This window comes from Streptomyces sp. NPDC031474, assembly GCF_055581185.1.
Map to the genome: position 1 here is coordinate 159,762 of NZ_JBVIJX010000011.1, position 25,079 is coordinate 184,840.

Consider the following 25,079-nt stretch of genomic DNA (forward strand, 5'->3'; position numbering starts at 1 on the left):
CCTCTCAGAGAGCGTCCGTACGGTGCGAGGTATGGGAACCAAGACTGCTGACGAGGCCGGCGCCGAGACCGGCACCGAGACGAAGACCGACGAGGAGAAGGTGGACGTCACCAAGACCGACGCCACGGACGAGGTGACCGAGGAGGCACCGGGCGCCGAGGAGGACGCCGACGGCGCCGACGAGTTCCTCGCCGAGGACGGTGCGGCAGTCGCGGACGCCTCCGTCGGCGTCGGCCAGGGCGCGGGCGCCGTCGTCTCCGCCGCGCTCGGCTTCGTCTCCCTCACCGGCAGCTGGATCGGCACCGTCGCCGGCGCCCGCCAGACCCTCGTGGGCCAGCTGCACAGTTCCGCGTCGTCGAACACGAGCCTCGCCAAGCAGCTGGAGGCGACCTACGGCGACGCCTGGCAGGCCACCGCGTTGTGGGCCGGCCTGTTCGCGCTGACCGCGCTGGTCGTCGGCGTCGTCGTACTGGCCCGGCCGGCCTTCGGCAACCAGGCCCGTCCGCAGGCGACCTGGATCAAGTCGGTCTCCTGGGCAGGCGTCGCGCTCGGCGTCATCGGACTGCTCCTGGCCGTCCTGAAGTACACCGACGCGCTGCTCGGCCTGCCCTCCGCAGGCTGAGTCCCCGCACGTCACGAGGGGTCTTAGGCCGACCGTAAGCACCTTAGGTCCGGCCTGAGGCCCCTCAGGCGCGTCTAAGGCACCCCCCGCCGCCGAAGATGCGGAACTCTCCCGATGTGGCGCACCCCTCTGGGAGACGAAGGTGGAGGCATCGCAACGAGCGAAGCCGAGAAACCACCTTCCAAGGGGACTTCCACCATGTACGAGCACGACTTCCACCAGGTCCGTTCCGCCGAACTGCTCCGCCGGGCCGCACACGAGCGGCTGGCCCGCGAGGCCGTCCGCGGCCGTCGCGCCGCCCGCCGGGAAGCCGCCGAACGCGCCGCCGTCGAACGGTCGGAAGGCGGCGCCGAGAGCGAGTCGCATACCCACCTCCTGCGCAGGCTCCGGTTCGCCCGACCGGCGTGACCGCCAAGACGCGGGAGGGCGACCGCACGGGGGTCGGCCGCCCACCCACCAAAACACCCCCAAGCCCGCCGGGCGTTGCGCCGAGCCCGCCGGGCGTTGCGCCGGGTCCGCCGGGTGTTGCGCCGAGCCCGCCGGGCGTTGCGCCGGGTCCGCCGGGTGTTGCGCCGAGCCCGCCGGGCGTTGCGCCGGGTCCGCCGGGTGTTGCGCCGGGTCCGTCCGGTGTTCCGCTGAGCCTGCCGGGTGTTGCGCCGGGTCCGTCCGGTGTTCCGCTGAGCCTGCCTGGTGTTGCGCCGGGTCCGTCCGGTGTTGCGCCGAGCCCGCCCGGTGTTCCACCAAGCCCCACCGGGATGCCGGTGTCGTCTGCCGGGTCTCCGGTGCCGCCTGTCGGGGCTGCGGTGCGGTCCGGTGGGGCTGCGGTGCAGTCTGTCGGGGCTCCGGTGTTGGCCGGTGGTTCTGGGGTGTCGTCTGCTAGGTCTGCGGTGCGGGCCGGCGGGGCTGCGGTGTTGTCTGCCGGGGCTGCGGCGCAGGCTGCCGGGGTTGCGGGGCTGTGCGCCGAGGGTCCGGCGGTGGTCGCCGACGCTGCGGCGGGAGCTGCCGGGGCGTCGGTGATATCCGCTGGGCCGCCGTCGCGCCCGCGTGCGATGCTCGGCCCCGTGGAGACCAGGTCCGTCAGTCCCGTCTTCGTCGGTCGCGCCGACGAGTTGGACACCCTGAACGCCGCGCTCTCCCGCGCCGCAGCGGGAGAGCCGCAGGCGCTGCTCATCGGCGGCGAGGCCGGAGTCGGCAAGACCAGGCTCGTCGAGGAGTTCGCCACGGCCGCCCGCGGCCGGGGCGCCGTCGTCGTACTCGGCGGCTGCGTCGAGATCGGCGCCGACGGGCTGCCCTTCGCCCCGTTCTCCACCGCCCTGCGCGCCCTGCGCCGCGCCCTGCCCGACGAACTCGCCGCCGCCGCGGCCGGCCAGGAGGAGGAACTCGCCCGGCTGCTGCCCGAACTGGGCGTGGCGGCCGCCGCACGCCACGACGAGGAGGGCATGGCCCGCCTCTTCGAACTCACCGCCCGCCTCCTGGAACGCGTCGCCGCCGACCGCACCCTCGTCCTCGCCCTGGAGGACCTGCACTGGGCCGACGCCTCCACCCGCCACCTGCTGTCCTACCTGCTGCGCACCCTGCGCACCGGCCGACTCGTCGTCCTCGCCACCTACCGCGCCGACGACATCCACCGCCGCCACCCGCTGCGCCCCCTGCTCGCCGAACTCGACCGGCTGCGCACCGTCCAACGCCTCGAACTGGCCCGTTTCACCCGCGACGAGGTCTGCCGCCAGATCGCCGGCATCCTGGCGTACGAACCCGACGCCGGCCAGGTCGACGACATCTTCGAACGCTCCGACGGCAACGCCTTCTTCGTCGAGGAACTGGCCGTCGCCGCCCACGAGGGCTGCTGCACCGGCCTCACCGACTCCCTGCGCGACCTGCTGCTCGTCCGCGTCGAGGCCCTCCCCGAGAGCGCGCAGAGCGTCGCGCGGGTCGTCGCCGAGGGCGGCTCCACCGTCGAGTACCGGCTGCTCCATGCCGTCGCCCGGCTCGCCGAGGACGACCTGCTCGACGCGCTGCGCGCCGCCGTGGGCGCCAACATCCTGCTCGCCACCCCCGACGGCGACGGCTACCGCTTCCGGCACTCCCTGGTCCGCGAGGCCGTCGGCGACGACCTGCTGCCCGGCGAACGCGCCCGCCTCAACCGCCGCTACGCCGAGGCCCTCGAAGCCGACCCGACGCTCGTGCCCGCAGACGAACGCGTCATGCGGCTGGCCAGCTACTGGTACCACGCCCACGACCCCGCCAAGGCCCTCCCCGCCGTCCTCGACGCCTCCGTCGAGGCCCGCTCCCGGCGTGCCTACAGCGAACAACTACGGCTCCTGGAACGGGCGATGGAACTCTGGGAGGCGGTGCCGCAGGACGTACGGGCCGCCCTGCGCCCCGTCGACTACACCGAGGCCTACCCTCCCCCACTGCCCGAAAGGCGTGGGGGGACCCCCAGCGGCTGCGCCCCTGCCACCACCCCGCTGCGCTACCTCGACCTCATGGCCGAGGCCGCCGTCGCCGGCCGCTACTGCGGGGAACGCGAACGCGCCCTGAAGATCACCAAGCGGGCGCTGCGCCTCCTTCAGGACGAGGACGATCCCCTGCGCGCCGCCTGGTTCTGGGTGCAGCGCTCCCGGCTGGTGCACTCCCTGGGCCGGGGCAGCGGCCGCGAGGAACTGTCCACGGCGCAGGACCTGGTGCGCGGCCTGCCGCCCAGCGAGGTGCACGCCGAGGTGCTCACCCACATCGCCAACTGGTCCATGGTCCACGCCCCCGGCCCCGACGCCTACCAGGCCGCCGAACGGGCCGTGGAGTACGCCCGCATGATCGGCTCCCGGGAGATCGAGCTCAACGCCCGCCAGGTCCTCGGCGTTCTCATGGTCCACGCCGGGCACATCGAGTCCGGCCTCGCGGAGCTGGAGGAGGTCAGAGAGCGGGCCCTCGCCGAGGACGCCCCCTCCGTCGCCCTGAACGCCTATGTCAACCTCCCCTCCGAACTGGAGGCGGTCGGCCGCTCCCGGGAGGCCGTCCCGATCCTGGAGAAGGGCCTCGACTTCGCCCAACGGCACGGACAGCCCGACACCGAGGCCTGGGTGTGGGGCAACCTCGCCGAGTCCCTCCTCTCCCTGGGCCGCTGGGACGAGGCCGACCGCGCCTGTGCCGCCGCCGGCCGGGTGGGCCAGGGCGTGGCGGTCCGAGGCGTCCACGCCACGCTGCGCGCCGAACTGGCCCTCGCCCGCGGCGACCTCGCCGAGGCAGGCCGTCAACTGGCCGCGGCGCAAGGCTTCTTCGGCTCCCACGAGCACGCCCCCCAGCACCACCTTCCCCTCACCCGCCTCGCCATCCGACTCGCCGCGGCCCAGGGCCGCCCGCTGGAGGCCCGCGCCCACCTCGCACCCGTCCTCGACCGCGGCTTCCCGCCCGGCGCCCAGCGCGACGCCTGGCCTCTGCTGCTCGCCGCCGCCTCCGCGGAGGGCGACGCCCGCGCCCTGCCCGCCGCCGATCCCGGCCGCGCCGAGTTCCTCGACCGCATCCGCACGGCCGCCAAGACGCTCGCCACGCTCGCCCCCGTCTGGCAGGCCCACGCATGCTGGGTCCGCGCGGAGCTCCTGCGGGCCGAGGGCCGCACGGACCCGGACGACTGGTCCGAGGTGGTCGCCGCCTTCGAACGGCTGGAACGCCCCTACGACCTCGCCCGCACCCGCCATCGTCTGGCCGAGGCTCTGCTCTTCGCCGGCGGCGACGACGAACGCGCTCGAGCCGCCGAACTCCTCCGCCTCGCCCACGCGGTCGCCGCCCACCTCGGTGCCGCGCCCCTCACCGAGGCCGTCACTCTCCTCGCCCAACGCGCCCGGCTGGCCCTTTCGTCCGGCCCTGCCCCGCGGCCGCCGGCCGCCGATCCCATCGAGTCCCTCGGCCTCACCAGCAGGGAACGCGACGTGCTGCGCCTGGTCTCCGCCGGCCGCACCAACCGCCAGATCGCCGAGGAACTCTTCATCTCCCCGAAGACGGCCAGCGTCCACGTGTCGAACATCCTGTCCAAACTCGCCGTCTCGGGCCGCGGAGAGGCAGCGGCGCTGGCACATCGGCTGGGCTTGTTTCCGCCGGGGGCGGGGGAGCGGGTGGCCGCGCGATGATGGAGAGCGGTGACATGCCGGCCCCCGGAAAGGGAGAACGATGTTCAACGCCTTCGAGGATCTCTTTGCGCCGGGCCGTAAGCACACCCGGGACGAGCAGAACCGGCTGGAGCTGACCCGGGAGGACGTCGGGGACGGTGATCCCGGGCGGGGGCCGATAGACCTCGCGTCCGGGAAGGTCGTCGTACGGCCGCCCGAGACGGAGGTGGGGGCCGAGACGGAGGCCGAGACGGAGGCTGAGACGGAGGTGGGGGACCGAGGGGAGGACGAGGTGGGGGGCCGGTCGGAGGACGAGGTGGGAGGCCGGTCGGAGGACGAGGTGGGGGACGGGGCGGAGGCCGAGGTGAGGGCGGAGGAACGGTGACGGGGCTCAGCTCACCTCCAGTTCCAGGATCCGGTCGTCCCCCGTCTTGGGGTCGCCCCGGCCGTCCGTGTTGCTGGTCGTGACCCACAGTTTGTCGCCGCCCGCCGATACCACCGTGCGCAGTCGGCCGTACTCGCCCTTGAGGAAGGCCTGCGGGTCCGCCGAGGCTGCCGTGCCCTTCAGCGGGATGCGCCACAGGCGCTGCCCCTTCAGCCCCGCCATCCAGATCGAGCCCTCGGCATGGGCGATGCCGCTGGGAGAGGCGTCGTCGGTGTGCCACTGGGCTATCGGGTTCCGGTACTTCGGGTCCTTGGACTTGCCCTCTGCCGCCGGCCAGCCGTAGTCGGCGCCCGGCTCGATCGCGTTCAGCTCGTCCCAGGTGTCCTGGCCGAACTCCGAGGCGAACAGCCGCTGTTTGGAGTCCCAGGCCAGCCCCTGCACATTGCGGTGGCCGTACGAGTACACCGGCGAGTCCGGGAACGGGTTGCCCGGGGCCGGTTCGCCCTCCGGCGTCAGCCGAAGGATCTTGCCGCCCAGCGACTTCTTGTCCTGGGCCAGGCCCCGGTCGCCGCTCTCGCCCGTGCCCGCGTACAGCATGCCGTCCGGGCCGAACGCGATCCGGCCACCGTTGTGGATCATGCCTTTGGGGATGCCCTTGAAGATCGTGTCGGGCGCCCCCAGCTGGTCCCCGGCCGGCCGCTTCGTGTCGTAGAGCATGCGGACGATCCGGTTGTCCGAGGCCGAGGTGAAGTACGCGTAGACCATGTGGTCGGACGCGTAGTCGGGGGAGAGGGCGAGGCCCAGCAGGCCGCCCTCGCCCGCGGCGGAGACGCCCGGCACCTCGCCCAGCTCGGTCTTCCGGCCCGTCTTCTCGTCCACCCGCGTGATCTTCCCCTCGTCGCGCGAGGCCACCAGGAGGCCGCCCTCGGGGAGCGGGGCGAGACCCCAGGGGGTGTTCAGGCCCTCGGCGACCGTGCGCACCACCTTGACCGTGCCCTTCGCGGGCGGGGTCTCCTCGGCGGGCGCGGAGGTCTGCGCGGCGGTGCGCCCCGGGGACGCGCTCGGCGAGGCGCTCGGCGGCCCTCCGGAGCCGGAGGAACAGCCGGCCGTCACCAGCAGAGCACTCGCGGCCAACACGGCCGACACAGCTCGACGTTGCACGATCATGGTCCCTTCGACACGGCGGTACCCCCGGCAGGCTCTACTTGTCCTACGCCGCTCGCGCCCCCCGGGTTCCCGATCCGGCCCGACCGGACCCGAAAGCGGCACTCACTCCCACGATCCCCGCGCCCCCGGCAGCTCCGCCACCTCCGTCAGATCCTGCGGCGTCAGGCGCAGAGCGCCCGCCGCCGCGTTCTCCGTCACCCAGCGCTCCTGCTTGGCGCCCGGGACGGGGACCACGTGCCGGCCCTGCGCCAGCACCCAGGCCAGCGCCACCTGCGCCGCCGTCACGGACGTGCCGTGCCGGGCGGCGACCCGGCGCAGACCGGCGACGATCGGCTGGTTCGCGGCCATCATCTCCGCGGTGAACCGGGGATGCCGGGCCCGCATGTCGTCCGGCTCGAAGCCCTCGCCCGGAGTCAGCGTGCCGGTGAGGAAGCCGTTGCCGAGCGGCATCGCCGCCAGGAAGCCGACCCCGCGCGCCTCGCACCACGGCAGCAGCGTCTCCAGCGCCTCCGGGGACCACACCGACAGCTCCGCCTCCACCGTGCTCACCGGGAAGACCTGCTGGACCCGCCGCAGCTGCCGAATCGTTCCGTCGTGCAGCCGCCCCCCGGCCCGGCGACCACCCCGCGCCCCCACCGCGCACAGCCCCAACGCCCGCACCTTGCCCGCCCGGACGAGCTCGGCCATCGCACCCCACGTCTCCTCGACCGGGACCTCGGGGTCCGCGCGGTGCAACTGGTAGAGGTCGATGACATCCGTCTGCAGACGCCGCAGGGAAGCGTCGCAGGCCCGTTTCACATACCCGGGGCGGCCGTTGGCCACGATGTGCTGCTCGCCGACCAGCAGCCCGACCTTCGTCGACACGAACGCGTCCCCGCGCCGCTCCTTCAGCACCCGCCCCAGCAACAGCTCATTGGTGAACGGCCCGTACATGTCGGCGGTGTCCAACAGGGACGAACCCGCGTCCAACGCCCGGTGCACCGCCCTCAGCGACTCGTCCCCCCGCTGCCGCGACCCGCTGTACGCCCAGCTCATCGGCATGCACCCGAGACCGACGGCCCCCACCTCGAGCGCCCCCGCGCCGATCGTCCTGCGCTCCACCTGCCCGAAACCCTCCCTCTCCCAGAACCCCCAACCTAACCTCTGCACACGCGCGTGCCTGACATAGCCTCCCGCCCATGAGCACTGACGTATGGCTTCCCATCCCTCCGGAGGAGATCGAGGGTCTCCCCGAGGGGCCGAACTACCGCTTCTGGAACGGAGAGGAGGACTTTCCGGCGGACCCGGCCGACTGCGCCTTCTACGTCGTTCCCTACATGAAGCCCCCCGCCGTCGGGCAGCGGCCCCTGCCGGCGATGAGCGCCCTGGAAGTCCTCCAGACGCTGTCCGCCGGCATCGACCACGTCGAACCGGCCCTCCCGTCCCTGCGCCCCGGGGTACGGCTGTGCAACGCGCGCGGGGTGCACGAGGCGAGCACCGCCGAGCTCACGCTCACCCTGGTCCTCGCGTCGCTGCGCGGGGTGCCCGACTTCGTGCGGGCCCAGGACCGGGGCGAATGGCTCGGCGGGTTCCGGCCCGCGCTCGCCGACAAGAACGTGCTCATCGTCGGGTACGGCTCCATCGGCTCCGCCATCGAGGACCGGCTCGCGCCCTTCGAGGTGGCGCGGGTGGCGCGCGTCGCGCGCTCCTGGCGCACGACGGCGCGCGGCCCTGTGCATCCGATCGCCGAACTGCCCGCCCTGCTGCCCGAGGCGGACGTCGTGATCGTGTGCACGCCGCTGAACGAGACCACGCTCGGCCTGGTGGACGCCGAGTTCCTGGCCCATATGAAGGACAGCGCCCTGCTGGTCAACGTGGCCCGCGGACCGGTCGTCGACACCAAGGCGCTGCTCGCCGAACTGGAGCGCGGTCGCCTCACCGCCGCCCTGGACGTCACCGACCCCGAACCCCTGCCCCCGGGGCATCCGTTGTGGAGTGCGCCGGGTGTCCTCGTCAGCCCGCATGTCGGCGGCCCCACCTCCGCCTTCCGGCCCCGCGCCGAGCGACTCCTGGTGGACCAGCTGGGCCGCTTCGTGAACCGGCGGCCACTGCGCAACGTGATCCTTACGACGGGCACGGCGAACGGATCATGACGGCCACGGCAGACCTGTAGTCCGGTTCGGGCACCCTCCGCAGTCCTGCGGACGCGGTCCGTACCCCATCCGGGCGCATATGCCGATGATCGTCACGCAGCGTAGAGGAACTATGTCCCTGAGTGACGAGACTGGTGTATCGTCCCGACAGGGGCGGCGCCGCGCACGTTCGGCGTCAGGGATGGACATTTCAGACTTGTGAGGGGGGCGACGGGCGATGCACGGCCTATGGACGAACGATCCGACGCGGCGGAGCCGCCGACGGCGACCCTGGCGCTCGGCCGCGCGCGGACACGGTCACGGCAGCCATCACGGCCATCACCACCGCAGCTGCGCCAGCCACCGGATGCATGCGCAGCCGGCTCCCCGGGACCCTAGGGATCCGGGAGTGACGCAGACCGGGAGGACCCGGTGAACTCGCCGCCGACCTCCACGCCCCTCCTCGACGGAGCCCCGCGGACGCAGGCTCCCACGGGGACGCCGCGCACCGCGCAGCCGCCCACCGGCGGCCCCCGCTCGAACCTGGTCCACCAACTCCTGCTGGCCGTCATGTGCGCGGGATACGCCGTCGGTTCCGCGCTCGGCTGGGGCTCCGACGAACTCGCGCTGATCATGGGCGACTTCGGACTGACCGCCGCGGCGGGCGCCGCCGCCGTGTCGTGCCTGCTCTACGCGCGCACCCGGCGTGTCCGCTTTCGATCCGCCTGGCTGCTGTTCTCGCTCTCCTCGGCGATGGCGGCCCTCGGCAATTTCGTCTGGGGGTGGTACGAGGTGGTCCTGGGGCGGCCCGTGCCCAGCCCCAGCTGCGCCGACCTGTTCTTCCTGTGCTTCGCGCCCCCGGCCATCGTGGGCCTGCTGGTGCTCGCCGCCCGGCCCATGACGAAGGCGGGCTGGGTCTGCCTGGCGCTGGACGCCTGGCTGATCGCCGGCTCGCTGCTCACCCTCTCCTGGAGCCTCGCGCTCGCCCAGGCTGCGAAGTTCGACGGACCGAGCGTGGCCCACGCGGCGCTGTCGCTGGCGTACCCGCTGCTCGACATCGCCCTGGTGAGCATGGTGCTCGTCCTCCACTTCAGGCGGTCACCCGTGAATCGCACGGCGGTGAACACGGCCGTCGGCGCACTCGCGCTGACCGTGATGTGCGACGCCCTGTTCACCTCGCCGCTGCTGCACAACAACTACCGCTCGGGCCAGCTCCTCGACGCAGGCTGGTTCGCGGGCTCGCTGCTCCTGGCGTACGCGCCCTGGGCCGCGTCCCGCCGGGGTGCGGCGGACGAGGGGCACACGCGTGTGGTGCACGAGCACGTACCCGGCCAGCAGCGCGGCGGAGGCCACCCGCACGGGCCGTCGCGCACGGCCCAGCACCCGTCCGCACCGGCGGCCGCCCCGCAGACAGCGGACCGGACGCCTTCCCCGGGAGGCGAGGCCGGCCGGTATCCGGTCACCCGGCCCATCACCGGCTCCCTGGCCGCGCTCACGCCGTATCTCGCGGCCGCCGTCTGCACCCTGGGGATCCTCTACAACGTGCTCAACGGCCACAGCGTCGACCGCGTGGTGCTGCTCACCGGCGGCGCGGTCGTGCTCGCCCTCGTCGTGCGGCAGGGGATCATGCTGCTCGACAACATCTCCCTCACCCAGGAACTGGCGCAGAAGGAGAACCACTTCCGCTCCCTGGTGCAGGGGTCGAGCGACGTCATCATGATCGCCGCCCCCAGCGGCATCCTGCGGTACGTCTCCCCGGCCGCCGCCGGGGTCTACGGACGGTCCGCCGAGGAACTGGTGGGCACCGAGCTGGCCCATCTCATCCACCCGGAGGACCTGGGCTGCGTGGTGCACGAGGTGCGCCGCTTCCTCGCCGCCAGCCCCCAGGAGGAACCCACCACACGCATCGAGTGCCGGTTCCGCTCCGGCGACGACGGCTGGCTCAACGTCGAGTCGACCGTCAACCGCCACCACGGCGGCCTGATCTTCAACAGCCGGGACGTGACGGAGCGCGTGCGGCTCCAGGCGCAGCTCCAGCACAACGCCGAGCACGACCCGCTCACCGACCTGCCCAACCGCGCGCTGTTCACCCGGCGCGTCCAGCAGGCCCTGTCCGGCCGCCGCAGCTCCGACCGGGGTCCCGCCCTGCGCAACACGGCGGTCCTCTTCATCGACCTTGACGGCTTCAAGGCCGTCAACGACACGATCGGCCACGCCGCCGGCGACGAACTGCTGGTCCAGGCCGCCCGCCGGCTCCAGGACGCGGTCCGGCACGGCGACACCGCCTCCCGGCTGGGCGGCGACGAGTTCGCGGCCCTGATCGTCGGCGACGGCACCCGCGACCGTGCCGCCCGGGAACGCCACATACTGGAACTCGCCGACCGCCTCCGGCTCACGCTCTCCCAGCCGTACCTCATCGACGGCAACGAAGTGCGCGTCGCCGCCTCCATCGGCGTCGCCTTCGCCGAGCCCGGTCTCGGCGCCGGTGAGCTGCTGCGCAACGCCGACCTCGCCATGTACCGCGCCAAGGCGGCCGGCAAGGACCGGGTCGAGCTGTACAAGCCACAGATGCAGCAGGACGTCGTACGCAAGGCGGAGCTGGCCACGCGGCTGCGTGCCGCGCTGCACGACGGCGAGTTCGCGCTGCTGCACCAGCCGCTGGTGCGCCTGGAGGACGGCCGGATCTCGTCGGTCGCCGCGCAGGCCCGTTGGCGCTCCTCCCAGGGGGTGCTCTTCACACCCGCCGAGTTCCTGCGGGTCGCGGAGGACAACGACAAGACCGCCGAGCTGGGCCGCTGGATGCTGCAAGAGGCCGTCGAACAGGCGGCCGACCGCGCCGCGAGCGGGCTGAACGTGCCGGTCGTCGTCCGGGTGAGCGCCCGCCGGCTGCTGGACCGGTCGATGCCGCTGGGCTCCGTCGAGGCGCTGCTGACACGGCACGGGCTGCCGTCCGGAGCGCTGGTGGTAGAACTGTCGGACACCGACTTCAGAGTGCCGCTGGACGAGCTGGAGCGCCGTCTCGGGGCCTTGAAGCGCCTCGGCGTCCGGATCGCCCTCGACGGCTTCGGCAGCGGCTACGCGACCCTCACGGCACTGCGCCGGCTCCCCGTCGACGTACTCAAACTCGACCGCGCGCTGGTCGAGGGGGTCGTCGAGTCCGCGCGGCTGCACAAGATCACCAGCGGGCTGCTACGGATCGCCGGCGACCTCGGGTTGCAGTCGGTCGCGGAGGGCGTGGATCTGCCCGAGCAGGTCGTGGCGCTGCGCGCGATGGGCTGCACGCACGGACAGGGCATGGCGTTCTCCGCTCCGCTCGACGAGTACCGGCTGCGCCGGGCCCTGGCGACCGGCCGCTACCCCGTGCCGCACGGCCCGGCCGAGCCCGCGTTCGCGGGCGGCGGCGCGGGGGTGTACACCAGTGGTGTCACCGCCGTCCTGGGGAGCGGAAGTGCCCTTCGCTCACATAATGAGACTCCCGTCCCACCCACTTGACAGTCGGTGCGCGCCAGGGGGAGGGTCAATGCCATGCGCACCCGAATTCTCGTACTTGGAAAGCGCGTCGGCTGAAGCTGGTGACGTCCGGGCGGTCCCGGAACTCACAGCGACCCACACCCGGCGCGCTCCCCTCGCTTGCCTTTTGGCACGAGGGGTTTTTTGTTGCACAAAACCCGCAGCACCCTCGCCGCACGACCCGCGGCGAACCCCAGTAAGACCCTCAGTAAAACCCTCAGCATCGAGAAGAGAATGCCGATGACCGAGCAGGCCACCGGGGCCCATCCGCAGCCGCGGCCCCGATCCGGAGGACAGCACTCCGCGTCCGTCGAGCACGTGACGGGTGCGCAGTCCCTCATCCGTTCTCTCGAGGAGGTCGGCGCCGACACGGTATTCGGCATTCCCGGGGGCACCATCCTGCCGGCGTACGACCCGATGATGGACTCCAAGCGGGTGCGTCACGTGCTGGTCCGTCACGAGCAGGGCGCCGGTCACGCGGCCACCGGCTACGCCCAGGCCACCGGCAAGGTCGGGGTGTGCATGGCGACGTCCGGGCCGGGCGCCACCAACCTGGTCACTCCCATCGCGGACGCGCACATGGACTCGGTGCCGCTGGTCGCGATCACCGGGCAGGTCGTGTCCAAGGCGATCGGTACGGACGCCTTCCAGGAGGCGGACATCGTCGGCATCACCATGCCGATCACCAAGCACAGTTTCCTGGTCACCAAGGCCGAGGACATCCCGCGGGTCATCGCGCAGGCCTTCCACATCGCCTCCACCGGCCGCCCCGGCCCGGTCCTGGTCGACATCCCCAAGGACCTCCTCCAGGCGAAGACCACGTTCTCCTGGCCGCCCACCATGGACCTGCCCGGCTACCGCCCGGTGACCAAGCCGCACGCCAAGCAGATCCGCGAGGCCGCCAAGCTGATCACCGCCGCCAAGCGGCCGATCCTCTACGTCGGCGGCGGCGTCCTCAAGGCCGGCGCGACCGCCGAGCTGAAGGTCCTCGCCGAGCTGACCGGCGCGCCCGTCACCACCACCCTGATGGCGCTGGGCGCGTTCCCCGACAGCCACCCGCAGCACCTGGGCATGCCCGGCATGCACGGCTCCGTCGCCGCCGTCACCGGTCTGCAGAAGGCCGACCTGATCGTCGCCCTCGGCGCCCGCTTCGACGACCGCGTCACCGGCAAGCTCGACAGCTTCGCGCCGTACGCCAAGATCGTCCACGCGGACATCGACCCGGCGGAGATCGGCAAGAACCGCGCCGCCGACGTCCCGATCGTCGGGGACGCGCGCGAGGTCATCGCCGACCTGGTCCAGGCCGTCCAGAAGGAGCACAGCGAGGGCCAGCAGGGCGACTACACCGCCTGGTGGAAGGACCTCAGCCGCTGGCGCGAGACCTACCCCCTCGGCTACGACCAGCCGTCCGACGGCTCGCTCTCCCCGCAGCAGGTCATCGAGCGCATCGGGCAGCTCGCGCCCGAGAACACGATCTTCGCCGCGGGCGTCGGCCAGCACCAGATGTGGGCCGCGCACTTCATCCAGTACGAGAAGCCCGCCACCTGGCTGAACTCCGGCGGCGCGGGCACGATGGGCTACGCGGTCCCGGCCGCGATGGGCGCCAAGGCCGGTGCGCCGGACCAGCCGGTCTGGGCGATCGACGGCGACGGCTGCTTCCAGATGACCAATCAGGAGCTCACCACCTGCGCCCTGAACAACATCCCGATCAAGGTCGCCATCATCAACAACGGCGCCCTCGGGATGGTCCGCCAGTGGCAGACGCTGTTCTACAACCAGCGCTACTCCAACACCGTGCTGCACTCCGGCCCGAACGACGTCAACCCCGAGGCCCGGGGCACCCGCGTCCCCGACTTCGTGAAGCTGTCGGAGGCCATGGGCTGCCACGCCATCCGCTGCGAGTCCCCCGACGACCTCGACAAGGTCATCGAGGAGGCGAACTCGATCAACGACCGCCCGGTCGTCGTCGACTTCATCGTCCACGAGGACGCCATGGTGTGGCCGATGGTCGCCGCCGGCACCTCCAACGACGAGATCATGGCCGCCCGGGACGTCCGCCCCGACTTCGGCGACAACGAAGACGACTGAGCGAGAGAGACGTAAAGAAGACATGTCCAAGCACACGCTCTCCGTCCTGGTGGAGAACAAGCCGGGCATCCTGGCCCGGATCGCCGCCCTGTTCTCCCGCCGAGGCTTCAACATCGATTCGCTCGCCGTCGGCGTCACCGAGCACGCCGACATCTCCCGCATCACGATCGTGGTGAGCGTCGACGCCCTGCCGCTGGAGCAGGTCACCAAGCAGCTCAACAAGCTCGTCGAGGTGCTGAAGATCGTCGAACTGGAGCCGGGACAGGCCGTTCACCGCGAACTCGTTCTGGTGAAGGTGCGCGCCGACAACGAGACGCGCTCGCAGATCGTCGAGATCGTCCAGCTGTTCCGCGCCAAGACCGTCGACGTCTCCCCGGAGGCCGTCACCATCGAGGCCACCGGCGGCAGCGACAAGCTCACGGCCATGCTCAAGATGCTGGAACCGTACGGAATCAAGGAGCTGGTCCAGTCCGGCTCGATCGCGATCGGCCGCGGCGCCCGTTCGATCACGGACCGCTCGCTGCGCGCTCTCGACCGGTCGGCGTAAGGATGGTTCCGGGCGGTCGGGACGACCCCGGCCGCCCGCGCACCGCCCGTATGCCGAGACCCCGAAACTTCCCTTCCGCCCGCCGTCATACGGTGGGACGCAACACCTGCACACAAGGAGAGAACCCAAAGTGGCCGAGCTGTTCTACGACGCCGACGCCGACCTGTCCATCATCCAGGGCCGCAAGGTCGCGGTCATCGGATACGGCAGCCAGGGCCACGCCCACGCGCTGTCGCTCCGCGACTCGGGTGTCGACGTCCGGGTCGGTCTGCACGAGGGCTCCAAGTCCAAGGCCAAGGCCGAGGAGCAGGGCCTGCGCGTGGTGACCCCGGCCGAGGCCGCCGCCGAGGCCGACGTCATCATGATCCTCATCCCGGACCCGATCCAGGCCCAGGTCTACGAGGAGTCCATCGCCCCGAACCTGAACGACGGCGACGCGCTGTTCTTCGCGCACGGCTTCAACGTCCGCTTCGGCTTCATCAAGGCCCCGGCCGGCGTCGACGTCGCGCTCGTCGCCCCCAAGGGCCCGGGCCACCTGGTCCGCCGCCAGTACGAGGAGGGCCGCGGCGTCCCCGCGATCGCCGCCGTCGAGCAGGACGCCACCGGCAACGCCTTCGCGCTCGCCCTGTCGTACGCCAAGGGCATCGGCGGCACCCGCGCCGGCGTCATCAAGACGACCTTCACCGAGGAGACCGAGACCGACCTGTTCGGTGAGCAGGCCGTGCTGTGCGGTGGCACCTCGGCGCTGGTCAAGGCGGGCTTCGAGACCCTGGTCGAGGCCGGCTACCAGCCGGAGATCGCCTACTTCGAGTGCCTGCACGAGCTGAAGCTGATCGTGGACCTCATGTACGAGGGCGGCCTGGAGAAGATGCGCTGGAGCGTCTCCGAGACCGCCGAGTGGGGCGACTACATCACCGGCCCGCGCATCATCACCGACGCCACCAAGGCCGAGATGAAGCAGGTCCTCGCCGAGATCCAGGACGGCACCTTCGCCCAGAACTGGATGGACGAGTACCACGGCGGCCTGAAGAAGTACAACGAGTACAAGACCGCGGACTCCGAGCACCTGCTGGAGACCACGGGCAAGCAGCTCCGCAAGCTGATGAGCTGGGTGAACGACGAGGCGTGAGCCTTGAGGGCAGGGGGCCGGAGCGAGCCGCTCCGGCCCCGTTGTCCATTCCGTCCGACCACGGACGGGTGATCCTTTCGCGGAGGCGTAAGGCGGCCTCCGGCGCAGCACTACACTGCTGCACTACATACGCGTTCAGGCCCACAGCGTCGTGCGTCTTCCACGCGGCTAGCCCCTCCTCCGCCTGCGGCCGTCGGGACGGCCGTCCGCACGCATTGGACTTGTGAGGACTCACGTGAGCTCGAAACCTGTCGTACTCATCGCTGAAGAGCTGTCGCCCGCGACCGTGGACGCGCTTGGCCCGGACTTCGAGATCCGGCACTGCAACGGAGCGGACCGAGCCGAACTGCTCCCGGCCATCGCCGACGTCGACGCGATCCTGATCCGCTCGGCCACCAAGGTCGACGCCGAGGCGATCGCCGCCGCGAACAAGCTGAAGGTCGTCGCACGAGCCGGCGTCGGCCTGGACAACGTCGACGTCTCCGCCGCCACCAAGGCCGGCGTGATGGTCGTCAACGCCCCCACCTCGAACATCGTGACCGCCGCCGAGCTGGCCTGCGGTCTGCTGCTCGCCACCGCCCGCCACATCCCGCAGGCCAACGCCGCGCTGAAGAACGGCGAGTGGAAGCGCAGCAAGTACACGGGCGTCGAGCTGGCCGAGAAGACCCTGGGCGTCGTGGGTCTGGGCCGGATCGGTGCGCTGGTCGCCCAGCGCATGTCCGCCTTCGGCATGAAGGTCGTGGCCTACGACCCCTACATCCAGCCCGCCCGGGCCGCCCAGATGGGCGTCAAGGTGCTGTCGCTGGACGAGCTGCTGGAGGTCTCCGACTTCATCACCGTGCATCTGCCGAAGACCCCCGAGACGGTCGGTCTGATCGGTGACGAGGCGCTGCGCAAGGTCAAGCCGAGCGTGCGGATCGTCAACGCGGCGCGCGGCGGGATCGTCGACGAGGAGGCGCTGTACTCGGCGCTGAAGGAGGGCCGGGTCGCCGGCGCCGGCCTCGACGTGTACGCGAAGGAGCCCTGCACGGACTCCCCGCTGTTCGAGTTCGACCAGGTCGTCTCCACCCCGCACCTCGGCGCCTCGACCGACGAGGCGCAGGAGAAGGCCGGTATCGCGGTCGCGCGTTCCGTGCGGCTCGCCCTCGCCGGTGAGCTCGTGCCGGACGCGGTGAACGTCCAGGGCGGTGTCATCGCCGAGGACGTCAAGCCCGGTCTGCCCCTCGCGGAGCGCCTCGGCCGGATCTTCACCGCGCTCGCCGGCGAGGTCGCGGTCCGCCTCGACGTCGAGGTGTACGGCGAGATCACCCAGCACGATGTGAAGGTGCTGGAGCTGTCCGCTCTGAAGGGTGTGTTCGAGGACGTCGTCGACGAGACGGTGTCGTACGTCAATGCCCCGCTGTTCGCGCAGGAGCGCGGCGTCGAGGTGCGGCTGACGACCAGCTCCGAGTCGGCCGACCACCGCAACGTCGTGACCGTGCGCGGCACGCTCTCGGACGGCGAGGAGGTGTCGGTCTCCGGCACGCTGGCCGGTCCGAAGCACCTCCAGAAGATCGTCGCGGTCGGCGAGTACGACGTCGACCTCGCGCTCGCCGACCACATGGTCGTCCTGAAGTACGAGGACCGTCCGGGCGTCGTCGGCACCGTCGGCCGGATCTTCGGCGAGGCGGGGATCAACATCGCCGGGATGCAGGTCGCTCGCGCGGTCGCCGGCGGCGAGGCGCTGGCCGTGCTCACGGTTGACGACGCGGTGCCCGTCGCGGTGCTGGCCGAGGTCGCCGAGGAAATCGGCGCGACGTCTGCCCGTGCGGTGAACCTCGTCTGAGGTTGCCGCACCGTCTGGGGGCTGCCGCCCCCAGGCCCCCGCTTCGGCCCTGAACGGCCTCGTCATCGATCGCCGGACGGGCTGACATGGCTGACCACAGCTGAAAAGGCGCCGGGGCTGGAGTGATCCAGTTCCCGGCGCCTTTTGCATGTGCTGGTGCTCTGCTTACTTCACTCGGATCCTTCGCAGGGTCGCCGACGCAACCACCGCCGCCCCCGTCAGCAGCACCGCTGCCGCGATCGCCGCGCCCTGCATGCCGTGGGTGAAGGCCTCCCGCGCTGCCGTCGCCAGGGCGTCTCCCGTGCGCCCCGGGAGGTGGCCGGCGACCGCAAGCGCGCCGCCGAGGGTCTCCCGGGCCGGGGCCGGTGCGGAGGCCGGGATGTCGTGGCGGTAGATCGCCGTGCCGATGGAGCCGAGGACCGCCATGCCCAGGGCGCCGCCGAACTCGCCGCCGGTCTCCAGCAGCGAGGAGGCCGAGCCGGCGCGCTCGACCGGGGCCGCGCCCATCGCCAGGTCCGTCATCTGGGAGACGACCACGACCATCCCGGAGGCGAGGACCCCGCAGGCGACCAGGACGAGCCACAGGGAGTCGGTGCCGGCGAAGAGCAGCAGGGCGTAGCCGGCCGCGGCGATCACGAAGCCCGCCGTCACGACGTAGGCCCGGTTGACGCCCTTCTGGACCAGCGAGGTGGCCAGCGGGGCGGTCATGCCGATGAGCACCGAGGGCAGCAGCGCCCACAGGGCCGCCTCCAGCGCGCTCTTGTCGAGGACCGACTGAAGGTACTGCGTGGTGAAGTACGCCGAGCCCATCATCCCGAACGAGGCGACGAGGTTGAGGACGACGGCGGGCGCGAAACCGTGGCCACGGAACAGCAGCGGGGAGATCATCGGTGAGTCCGCCGTGCGCTGGCGGTGGACGAAGAGGGCGGCGAAGAGCAGGCCGAAGGCGATCGAGACGACGTATGCGGGGTGCCACCCCTCGGCGGCGATCTCCTTGAGGCCGTAGATCACGGGGAGCACGGCGGCCATCGACAGCGGGACGCTCGGCCAGTCGAAGCGGCCGGGGGCGGGGTCGCGCGACTCGGGCAGCAGGATCGGGCCGAGGACCAGCAGCAACGCCATCGCGGGCAGGTTGACCAGGAACACCGAGCCCCACCAGAAGTACTCGACGAGCACCCCGCTCATCACCGAGCCGAGGGCGACGCCTGCCGTCATCACGCCGGACCACAGACCGATCGCCTTCGCGCGCTGGCCCGGGTCGGTGAACATCGTGCGGATCAGCGCCATCGTCGAGGGCATCAGGGTCGCGCCGCCGATGCCGAGGAGCGCGCGGGCCGCGATCAGGGTCTCGGCGCTGTTCGCGTAGGCCGCGATCAGGGAGGCGGTGCCGAAGGCGGCCGCGCCGATCAGGAGGAGCTTGCGGCGGCCTATCCGGTCGCCCAGCGAGCCCATCGTCATCAGCAGGCCGGCCAGGACGAAGGCGTAGATGTCGAAGATCCACAGCTGCTGCGTGCCGCTCGGCTCCAGGTCGGCGCTGATCGCCGGGATCGCGAAGTAGAGGACGGAGACGTCCATCGAGACCAGCAGCAGCGGGAGCATCAGCACGCCGAGGGCGGTCCATTCGCGGCGGCCGGCGCGGGGCGCCGGTGGTGTGGCGGTGCTCGTCGAGTTCGTCATGCCGAGGACTGTACGGGCGTCTTAAACGGTTGTCTAGAACGAATGTATAAGTCGTTCGTCTAGGACGGTTGTATGGATCCGGGGTAGGGTGGCGGGCATGGGACACCGTGAGGATCTGCTCGAAGGCGCCAAGCGCTGCCTGCTGGAGAAGGGGTTCGTGCGCACGACGGCGCGCGACATCGTGAAGGAGTCGGGGACCAACCTGGCGTCCATCGGCTACCACTACGGCTCGAAGGACGCCCTCCTCACCCAGGCGTTCGTGGAGCTGGTGCAGGAGTGGGGCGAGAAGTTCGCCCCGGCCGACCGGCGCGAAACCGAGGAGCCAGGTTCGCTGGAGCGGTTTCGCAGCGTGTGGACGCGGATGCTGGCCACCATGGACGAGTCCAAGCCCGTCTGGGCGGCCAGCCTGGAGATCGCCACGCAGCAAGACCGCGTCGGCGAGCTGCGGAAACTGATGGCCGAGGCCCAGATCGAGGGGCGCTCCGGGCTGGTCGCCATGTTCACCGGGCAGGAGGAGTCCACGCTCGACGAACGCACCGTCCAGACCGTCGGCGGCTTCTATCAGGCGCTGCTCAACGGCCTGATGGTGCAGTGGCTCTTCGACCCGGCGAGCGCGACGACGGCCGACGACCTGACGGAAGGGCTGCGCCGGGTCATCGAGGCGGCCGACGGGAAGTGACCCCGCCGATACGGTCGGCCGGGTCGACTCGGCCGTCCCGCATCTCGATCACCCGGTCCGCGAAGTGGCGGCAGAGACCCGCTTCACCCACCTCTACGGCCGCTTCCTCGGTGGCCTGCTGAACGCCGGCCAGCCCCTCATCCTCCACACCACCCCGCATCGGCCGACGAGGTGTACCTGCTCGTCAACCACCGCAGCTTCCTGGAGACCACGGACGATCGGGCCTGGGAGAAGCGCATCGAGCGGTGGCGCCGCGGCTGAAGCGGCGGGAAGCGAAGGCGAGCTCAAGCGGTCGACGCACGCGGTGGCGCACCTGCCGGCGTCGGCCGACGAACGGAGAGTCGTCGAAGCGGGCCGCGCCCGGGGGGCCTCTACGGGATGAGCGCCGCGCCTGCCGCTTCTCCGGCGCCATGACCTCGCCTCAACTGGTGCTGGGCTTCGGCGATGTGACGGAGCGTGGGATCGCGGACGGGCTCGCGGCCGTGGCAGGCCTCCTCGGAGCGCCGACGACGTGACGGACGGCGGCCGCGGCATCCGGCGCGACGTGCGTGGGGCCGTACGCCGTCTCGGTCCAGGGCCGGCCGCCGGACACCCACACGCTCCGCGCGCCGACGCCCGCCGCGCCGAGGACGTCGGCGTGGGGCGAGTCGCCGATCATCCAGGCGCCGTCGAGGGACATTCCGACGGTGTCCGCCGCGATGCGGAAGATCTCCGGCGCGGGCTTCTCGTGACCGACCGTCTCGGAGACCACCCAGCCGTGCACGAGTGTGTCCAGTCCCGTGCGCCGGATCTTCGTCTCCTGCTGTGCCGCGCGGCCGTTGGTGACGACGACGCAGGTCCAGCCGGCCGCGACGGCCTCGCCGAGGGCGCGGCGGACATCCTCGGCAAGGGTGACGCGCTCGGCGGCGCCGTGGTCGAGGAAGGCCCGGACGGCGGTCTCGGGACAGGACGACCCGTACCGCTGTGCCATCGCGCGGGCCACCTCCCGCCGTGGCGTGTAGCCGCTCGCGTCGACGGCCGTCAGCCAGGCCAGGTCGCCGGCGGGCAACCCGTGCTCGGCCAGCACGGCGGCCGCCGCCCCGCGGAACGCGGCGTCACGGTCGACGAGGGTGTTGTCGAGATCGATCATCAGCAGGGCCACGGCTACAACCGTGCCCCCTTCAACGCCATGTGCAGCAGCAGTCGGTCCTCGCCGTCGTCCAGGTCCAGGCCCGTGAGCTGTTCGACGCGGGAGAGGCGGTAGTACAGCGTCTGGCGGTGGATGCCCAACTCCGCTGCCGTGCGGCCTGCTTGGCCCGCGCAGTTGAGGTACACCTCGGCCGTGCGGGCGAGTTCGTGGTGGGCGGGGGACAACAGGGCTGCCACGGCCGGGTCCTGGGCGGTGTGCGGGGGCAGCGCGGTCAGCAGGCGGTACGGGCCGATGGACGCCCACCGCGCCACGGGGCCGAGGCGGGGCTCCGCCCGCGCCGCCCGTGCCGACGCCGACGCCTCCTCCCAGGCCGCGCCGAGTTCCGTCAGGCCGACGCGCCCGGCGGCGACCCCCGCCGCGGCCTCTCCCGTCGACGCCTGACGTGCCCGCTCCAGCAGCCGGGCCGCCGCTGACGTCGCCGGAGTGAGGGTGTCCGCCGCGCGCAGGCGGACCAGCAGGGCCAGCGACTGGGCATCCTCCACTGCATCGAGCGCGGGGGAGGCGCCACCCCACGGCACCGTGCACAGTGCCGTCGCCCCCGGCAGCGTACGCAGCGAGGGGGCGTCGTCCGGGTCGGCGGACGGCCACGGGGTCACGCACACCACCGTGTGCGGGCCGTCGGCGCGGGCGCCGAGCGCGGTGCGCAGCTCCGCCACCGCCATGTCCCGCGGCCAGCCGGGCTGCGCGGTCAGCACCGCCCGCAGCTCCCGGGTGAGGTCGGCGCCGTGCTGGGCCTCGTCGGCGAGCAGGTCCCCGATCCTGCCGGTCACCTCCATCGCGGCCGCCAGCTGGACGTCCGACGGCCCGGGATCGTCGTCGAGCAGCCAGACGTAACCGAGGACGACCCCCCGATGGCGTACGGGCAGGCACACCCGCCCGCGGTACACGCCGGCCTCCGGGGTCGGCGGGATCCGGACCGGACCGTCGGCGCGCGTGATGCCGAAGCCCTCGAACCATGAGCGGACGGCGGCCGTGGAGCGGCGGGTCAGGATCGAGCGGGTGCGCACCGGGTCCAGCGCGGACGCGTCCAGCTCGCCCTCGCTGTCGTACACGCCGAAGGCGAGCAGCTCGAAGTCCCGGTTCTCCAGGGTCGCGGGGGCGCCGAGCAGCTCCGAGATCTCGTCGACCAGCTCCTGGTAGTCACCTTTGTTGTCGGCCGTCACATGGGCATTCTCCCCCGGTGCGCCGCTCCTTCATACATCTGTCTGAGATCTGTGGCACGGATGCGTGACAGCTGTCGATGGCCCACGATCGGAGGGATCCTTAGGTTTCACGGTGGTTCTATCTGCTGGTTTGTGGAGGTGCCCCGTGCTGGGTCCCGTGATTCTCGCCGCGTCGCGCAGCGACCGGATGCGACGCCTGATCTCGGCGGCCCCGGTGACGAAACAGGTCGTCGACCGCTTCATCCCCGGTGAGCGGGTCGACGACGTCGTGCCGATCATCGAGGAGCTCACCGCGAAGGGTCTTCAGCTGACGATGGACGTCGTCGGCGAGGACATCACCACCCCCGAACAGGCCGCCGCGGCCAGGGACGCGTACCTGGAGCTGGTCGACCGGCTCAGGGAGCTGGAACTCGGCGAGCGGGTCGAGATGTCCGTCAAGCTGTCGATGTTCGGCCAGGCCCTCCCGTCGCCCACCACCGCCCTGTTCGAAGGGCCCTCCGGGCCCGCCCCTACATTCCACGGCGGCCACGAGCTGGCCCTCGCCAACGTCCGCCCGGTCGTCGAGGCCGCCGCCGCCATCGGCACCACCGTCACCCTCGACGCCGAGGACCACACCACCCTCGACTCGATGTTCGCCATCCACGAGGAGCTGCGGAAGGACTTCCCCCAGACCGGCTGCGTCATCCAGGCCTACCTCTTCCGCACCGAGGCCGACGCCCGCCGCCTCGCCGCGAGCGGCAGCCGCGTACGGCTGGTGAAGGGCGCGTACAAGGAGCCCGCCGAGGTCGCCCACCAGCACAGGCACGAGATCGACAAGGCGTACGTCCGGGTCCTGAGGACTCTGATGGAGGGCGAGGGGTACCCGATGATCGGTTCCCACGACCCGCGCCTCATCTCCATCGCGCAGGAACTCGCCCGCAGGGCCGGACGCAAGCTCGACGAGTACGAGTTCCAGATGCTGTACGGGATCAGGAGCGACGAGCACCTGCGGCTGGCCGCCGAAGGGCACCGCATGCGCGTCTACACCGCCTACGGCACCGACTGGTACGGCTACTTCATGCGGCGCCTCGCGGAGAAGCCGGCGAACCTGCGCTTCTTCGTCCGCTCGATGGTCGGCAAGGGCTGAGCCCGCCACCCCCGCCCATCCCGCCCGAAACATCCGTCACACCCGCCACACCTGCTCAGAAGGAGTCACGGAAAACATGGACGCTGTGACCCAGGTCCCCACCCCCGTCAACGAGCCGGTGCACGGCTACGCCCCCGGCTCGCCCGAGCGCGCCCGGCTGGAGGCCAAGCTCAAGGAGCTGGCCGACAACCCGATCGACCTGCCCTGCACCATCGGCGGCGAGCAGCGGATGGGCGGCGGCGACCGCTTCGACGTCGTGCAGCCGCACAACCACAAGGCACGCCTCGGCACCTACGCCAACGCCACCCAGCAGGACGCGCAGGACGCCATCGACGCGGCCCTGGCCGCCGCGCCCGCCTGGCGTGCCATGTCCTTCGACGACCGCGCCGCGATCATCCTGCGCGCCGCCGAACTGCTCGCCGGCCCCTGGCGCGAGACCCTCGCCGCCTCCACCATGCTCGGCCAGTCCAAGACCGCCCAGCAGGCGGAGATCGACTGTCCCTGCGAGCTGGTCGACTTCTGGCGCTTCAACGTCGCCTACGCCCGCCAGATCCTCGCCGAGCAGCCCCCGGCCAACTCCCCGGGCGTCTGGAACCGTCTCGACCACCGCCCGCTCGAAGGCTTCGTCTACGCGATCACGCCGTTCAACTTCAGCGCCATCGCGGGCAATCTGCCCACCGCGCCCGCGCTGATGGGCAACGTGGTGGTCTGGAAGCCGTCCCCGACGCAGACCCACGCCGCCGTGCTGCTGATGCGGCTGCTGGAGGAGGCCGGTCTGCCCAAGGGCGTCATCAACCTGGTCACCGGTGACGGCATCGAGGTGTCGAAGGTCGCCCTGGAGCACCGCGACCTCGCCGGCATCCACTTCACCGGCTCGACCAAGACCTTCCAGTACCTGTGGAAGACGGTCGGCGCCAACATCGAGAAGTACCGCTCCTACCCGCGGCTGGTCGGCGAGACCGGCGGCAAGGACTTCGTCGTCGCCCACCCGAGCGCCGACCGGGCCGTCCTCAAGACCGCCCTCACCCGCGGCGCGTTCGAATACCAGGGCCAGAAGTGCAGCGCGACCTCCCGCGCCTACATCCCGGCGTCGATCTGGAACTCCGGCTTCAAGGAGGAGTTCGCGGCCGAGGTCGACCAGCTCACCATGGGCGACGTCACCGACCTGTCGCACTTCATCGGCGCGGTCATCGACGAGCGCGCGTTCGCCAAGAACAAGGCGGCCATCGACCGTGCGCAGGCCGACCCGACCTGCACGATCGTCGCGGGCGGCAGCTACGACGACTCGGTCGGCTACTTCGTCCGCCCGACCGTCGTGGAGTGCTCCGACCCGCACAACGAGGTCTTCACGACCGAGTACTTCGGCCCATTCCTCGCCGTGCACGTCTACGAGGACGACCAGTACGACGCCATGCTGACCCAGATGGAGTCGGTGTCGGACTACGCGCTGACCGGCTCCGTCGTCGCGGGCGACCGAGCGGCCGCCGCGTACACGATGGACAAGCTGCGCTACGCGGCCGGCAACTTCTACATCAACGACAAGTCGACCGGCGCCGTCGTCGGCCAGCAGCCCTTCGGCGGCGGCCGTGCCTCCGGCACCAACGACAAGGCCGGCGCCCCGCAGAACCTGATGCGCTGGACGCTGACCCGCGCCATCAAGGAGACGCTGGTCGCGCCGACCGACTACACGTACCCGCACATGGGCTGACCCCCGATCACGCCGGCGGGCCGGGTCCGTCACGGACCCGGCCCGTTCGC

General features: G+C 71.6%; 18 protein-coding genes. 13 read left to right on the forward strand and 5 right to left on the reverse strand.

The window, feature by feature from the left end; all coding sequences use genetic code 11:
• The first annotated feature begins 31 nt into the window (after window positions 1-31).
• From ACZ5SK_RS24235 to ACZ5SK_RS24250, 4 genes are all read left to right on the forward strand, one after another.
• Entirely contained in the window at window positions 32-622 is a 591-nt protein-coding gene (locus ACZ5SK_RS24235; protein ID WP_361705175.1) for a hypothetical protein, read from the forward strand.
• 198 nt (window positions 623-820) lie between these two features.
• Window positions 821-1,030 carry a hypothetical protein gene (locus ACZ5SK_RS24240; RefSeq protein ID WP_334577030.1) on the forward strand — a complete coding sequence of 70 codons (210 nt, stop codon included), beginning with the start codon at window positions 821-823 and terminating at the stop codon, window positions 1,028-1,030.
• A gap of 641 nt (window positions 1,031-1,671) precedes the next feature.
• The gene (locus ACZ5SK_RS24245) at window positions 1,672-4,746 is read left to right on the forward strand and encodes a helix-turn-helix transcriptional regulator (RefSeq protein WP_334577029.1); all 3,075 of its coding nucleotides are present in this window, start codon (window positions 1,672-1,674) and stop codon (window positions 4,744-4,746) included.
• A 40-nt stretch (window positions 4,747-4,786) separates the two neighbouring features.
• Window positions 4,787-5,110 (forward strand): DUF6191 domain-containing protein, encoded by a 324-nt coding sequence (locus ACZ5SK_RS24250; protein WP_468576594.1) that lies wholly within the window; start codon window positions 4,787-4,789, stop codon window positions 5,108-5,110.
• A 6-nt stretch (window positions 5,111-5,116) separates the two neighbouring features.
• Here the strand turns inward: ACZ5SK_RS24250 and ACZ5SK_RS24255 are convergent, their stop codons facing one another.
• Window positions 5,117-6,277, reverse strand: coding sequence for a PQQ-dependent sugar dehydrogenase (locus ACZ5SK_RS24255; RefSeq protein WP_334577027.1), 1,161 nt, complete (start codon window positions 6,275-6,277; stop codon window positions 5,117-5,119).
• A 102-nt stretch (window positions 6,278-6,379) separates the two neighbouring features.
• The gene (locus ACZ5SK_RS24260; protein ID WP_334577026.1) at window positions 6,380-7,378 is read right to left on the reverse strand and encodes an aldo/keto reductase; all 999 of its coding nucleotides are present in this window, start codon (window positions 7,376-7,378) and stop codon (window positions 6,380-6,382) included.
• A gap of 77 nt (window positions 7,379-7,455) precedes the next feature.
• Between ACZ5SK_RS24260 and ACZ5SK_RS24265 the strand changes: the two genes are divergently transcribed.
• The 6 genes from ACZ5SK_RS24265 (at window position 7,456) to serA (ending at window position 17,487) form a co-directional block, all read left to right on the forward strand.
• Window positions 7,456-8,409, forward strand: a complete 954-nt coding sequence (locus ACZ5SK_RS24265; RefSeq protein ID WP_334577025.1) for a 2-hydroxyacid dehydrogenase — start codon at window positions 7,456-7,458, stop codon at window positions 8,407-8,409.
• A 411-nt stretch (window positions 8,410-8,820) separates the two neighbouring features.
• The gene (locus ACZ5SK_RS24270) at window positions 8,821-11,880 is read left to right on the forward strand and encodes a putative bifunctional diguanylate cyclase/phosphodiesterase (RefSeq protein WP_468417715.1); all 3,060 of its coding nucleotides are present in this window, start codon (window positions 8,821-8,823) and stop codon (window positions 11,878-11,880) included.
• A 258-nt stretch (window positions 11,881-12,138) separates the two neighbouring features.
• Entirely contained in the window at window positions 12,139-13,986 is a 1,848-nt protein-coding gene (locus tag ACZ5SK_RS24275; protein WP_334577021.1) for an acetolactate synthase large subunit, read from the forward strand.
• Between the two features lie 22 nt (window positions 13,987-14,008).
• Window positions 14,009-14,533, forward strand: a complete 525-nt coding sequence (ilvN, locus tag ACZ5SK_RS24280) for an acetolactate synthase small subunit (protein ID WP_079659303.1) — start codon at window positions 14,009-14,011, stop codon at window positions 14,531-14,533.
• A gap of 130 nt (window positions 14,534-14,663) precedes the next feature.
• Window positions 14,664-15,662, forward strand: a complete 999-nt coding sequence (gene ilvC / locus ACZ5SK_RS24285) for a ketol-acid reductoisomerase (protein WP_093781113.1) — start codon at window positions 14,664-14,666, stop codon at window positions 15,660-15,662.
• A 235-nt stretch (window positions 15,663-15,897) separates the two neighbouring features.
• Entirely contained in the window at window positions 15,898-17,487 is a 1,590-nt protein-coding gene (serA, locus tag ACZ5SK_RS24290; RefSeq protein ID WP_361705167.1) for a phosphoglycerate dehydrogenase, read from the forward strand.
• A 165-nt stretch (window positions 17,488-17,652) separates the two neighbouring features.
• On the opposite strand, the gene ACZ5SK_RS24295 is transcribed toward serA, so the two are convergent.
• Complete coding sequence (locus tag ACZ5SK_RS24295; RefSeq protein ID WP_334577013.1) at window positions 17,653-19,164, reverse strand: MFS transporter; 1,512 nt, start codon at window positions 19,162-19,164, stop codon at window positions 17,653-17,655.
• Window positions 19,165-19,261: 97 nt separating this feature from the next.
• Here ACZ5SK_RS24295 and ACZ5SK_RS24300 point away from each other — a divergent pair, with 97 nt between their 5' ends.
• Complete coding sequence (locus ACZ5SK_RS24300) at window positions 19,262-19,843, forward strand: TetR/AcrR family transcriptional regulator (protein ID WP_334577011.1); 582 nt, start codon at window positions 19,262-19,264, stop codon at window positions 19,841-19,843.
• Between the two features lie 421 nt (window positions 19,844-20,264).
• Here the strand turns inward: ACZ5SK_RS24300 and ACZ5SK_RS24305 are convergent, their stop codons facing one another.
• Window positions 20,265-20,984 (reverse strand): HAD family hydrolase, encoded by a 720-nt coding sequence (locus ACZ5SK_RS24305; protein WP_334577009.1) that lies wholly within the window; start codon window positions 20,982-20,984, stop codon window positions 20,265-20,267.
• A gap of 2 nt (window positions 20,985-20,986) precedes the next feature.
• A complete protein-coding gene (locus ACZ5SK_RS24310) occupies window positions 20,987-22,195 on the reverse strand; it encodes a PucR family transcriptional regulator (protein ID WP_468417712.1) in 1,209 nt (402 codons plus the stop codon).
• 145 nt (window positions 22,196-22,340) lie between these two features.
• Here ACZ5SK_RS24310 and ACZ5SK_RS24315 point away from each other — a divergent pair, with 145 nt between their 5' ends.
• Entirely contained in the window at window positions 22,341-23,321 is a 981-nt protein-coding gene (locus ACZ5SK_RS24315) for a proline dehydrogenase family protein (RefSeq protein ID WP_361705159.1), read from the forward strand.
• Window positions 23,322-23,397: 76 nt separating this feature from the next.
• Entirely contained in the window at window positions 23,398-25,029 is a 1,632-nt protein-coding gene (gene pruA, locus ACZ5SK_RS24320) for an L-glutamate gamma-semialdehyde dehydrogenase (RefSeq protein WP_468417710.1), read from the forward strand.
• Window positions 25,030-25,079 lie beyond the last annotated feature (50 nt).